Origin of the sequence: Mycolicibacterium canariasense, from assembly GCF_002101555.1 — a bacterium.
Classification (GTDB): Bacteria; Actinomycetota; Actinomycetes; order Mycobacteriales; family Mycobacteriaceae; genus Mycobacterium; species Mycobacterium canariasense.
Genome location: NZ_LQOL01000016.1, coordinates 1 through 2,188, shown reverse-complemented (window position 1 = coordinate 2,188; position 2,188 = coordinate 1). Strand labels below are relative to the sequence as shown.

1 protein-coding gene is annotated in these 2,188 nt (G+C 54.8%); it reads right to left on the bottom strand.

All coding sequences use genetic code 11. The features are described from left to right. Positions 1-336: 336 nt before the first annotated feature. The gene (locus AWB94_RS01735) at positions 337-2,121 is read right to left on the bottom strand and encodes a hypothetical protein (protein WP_133058198.1); all 1,785 of its coding nucleotides are present in this window, start codon (positions 2,119-2,121) and stop codon (positions 337-339) included. Between the last annotated feature and the right edge of the window lie 67 nt (positions 2,122-2,188).

The window sequence follows — 2,188 nt, the reverse complement described above, 5'->3', positions numbered from 1 at the left end:
TCATTTTCGAGAGACCTCGACCTCTATCCCGGCAACGACGCGCCAACCACCTCTACACCCTCATCTGTGAAGAGCCCTCAATCAACAGGAAGCAAAGCAAGCTAAGAGGCAAGCGGCGGCGAAGCAAGAGCTGAAAAATAAGGCCAATTGTCTTGATGAAGCGGCGAAGCTACGCGTTCCCGTTTGAACGCAACAACCAGGCTAGGACTTCGTTGCTTATATGAACAGCACGCCATTCGACAACATGATGGAAGAGCATGCCAGAGATACATGCTTCAAGAAGTACGGATGCTAGATTGAGCCCGCGTTGTGGCTTGGATTTCGTAGCGCGCTCGACTACCGGTCAAACCCCTCCTGGTGACGCTGCGCCTCAGCATCCTCGCGGAGGGCGTCCAGCTTGTAGCTTTCGGATATCCCGCGGAGCAACCGCGCTGTCTTAGGCCATACGTCGGCCACCTTTTTCGCATACTCCGCATACTTACCGGCCAGGCCTCGCTCCTTCGCACCGCCTTCATCAAGGCTCCGCATAACGACACCACGCTGATTGACAACACCGAGGTAGAAGCCTTGGCAGATCACATCATTGCCATGTGTTTCGAGGAAGTTCCGTATAGCCGTGGCGGGCCATGTGCCGTCACCATCAGGTTGCGAGTAGCTTAGGATTTTGCCTAGTTCACTCTCGCCGACATCGAGCCGACCGGCTTCCTTGAGTAGTTCACGCGCTTTCGCAGCCCAGCTAAAAAGTTCGGCTTCGTCGACGTGACCGGTTTCGTCAACAGTCCCAGGAATCTGTCGCCAATTTCGTAAGACACGCCAGGCGTTCGATGCTGCTCCTTCGGGGATTTCATCGTCACCCGGCTGATCATCTTTCCGCCGATAGAGGAGGCTGACGATCTGAACGAAAAATTCTGGTGACGTGGACAGTAGCTTCTGGATCGCGGATGTGCTCGCTGGGTCGTCATCATCCAGAACCGGCAGCAGTCTCCACTGCAATATACCGAGCTCTTCGATGCTGAGGGTGCCACGATCCGTGATGATTCCAAGTAGCTCACCGAAGTCATATTGAGACAAGAGCCGTGCGGCTTCATCATCACCGGATACCGCCAGCTCATTCAATATATCGATCACAAGCTGTACATCGACAGACTCGCGATCGCCTTGCGAGTAGATGACGAGAAGATCCAGTGCGGCGGCGTAACGGCCATGCTCTGCAAGCAGCTTTGCCGTCTCATTCATAAATTCGAATTGACTACCACGTCCCCAGATTTCGAACTCGGACCAATACAGACTATCGATCTCGGTTCCAGCAGCCCTGGCTGTGTCCCAAGCCCTCGGCAGGTCATCCGCAGTTCTCAATACACGAGCCGCGACTAGAGGAACGTCAGTGTGCCGATCCGCAAGCGCGATCACCTGTTCAATGTCATTGCGAATCGCCGCCCTTAGTGCCTGTGTCGCGAAATCCTGTATCGATGGTGACTCATCGACGAGCAATGTCGCGAGTTGATCGAGATCGACGCTGATGCCGGGCACCCGCATGACGGCATACCCAACCGTGCCCGGCACATCGACCTGTCGCGCAAGGCCTAACAATCCGTCGATTCCAGCTTGGTCATGGACTCGCTTGACAGCATCTACTCGTCTCTTAAGCAGCTCATCCTGGTATTGCTCAAAATTGTCGCTGGCTCGGACATTGACTAGATCGGGGTGGTGTCCAGACAGCCATTCAACCTGGTCAGCCTGGTTTTTCGGTTGGAGCTTTGCAGCAATTGCGTCGATCTCGCTGAGCGCGGCTTCCCCAAGCGCCCAATGGGCGCTTGCATATTCCCGATGTCGACGCACTAGTGCAGTAAGTTTCTTCCAAATCGCCTCGGCCACTTCGTCGGACATTCTATTATCGGCAGATCCTGAGATCGAGTCGAGTATGTCCTTGCGCATTTCAGGAGGTAAATCGTCGAGCTTGTCGACCAAATCTACGAAGCGCCTGGGTTCGTCTTGAGCAAGTTTAATAGACAAGCGGACAACCTCAGTTATAGCCGCGATCTGCTCCGCCATCGGAGGTGTATCGCTTTCGGGCTTCCAGGGCCGAAATTCGGGTTCGCTTGATGCAAACGGGCTCTTCATGATTGAGGGTGTAGAACGGTCAGCTGCTGTCGGCCTGTGATTGGGGTGTCTGGTTGGCTGGGTGTGT

Bases quoted from the DNA above. Each gene is read 5' to 3' on its own strand.
- AWB94_RS01735 (WP_133058198.1), bottom strand. From the start codon at position 2,121: ATGAAGAGCCCGTTTGCATCAAGCGAACCCGAATTTCGGCCCTGGAAG.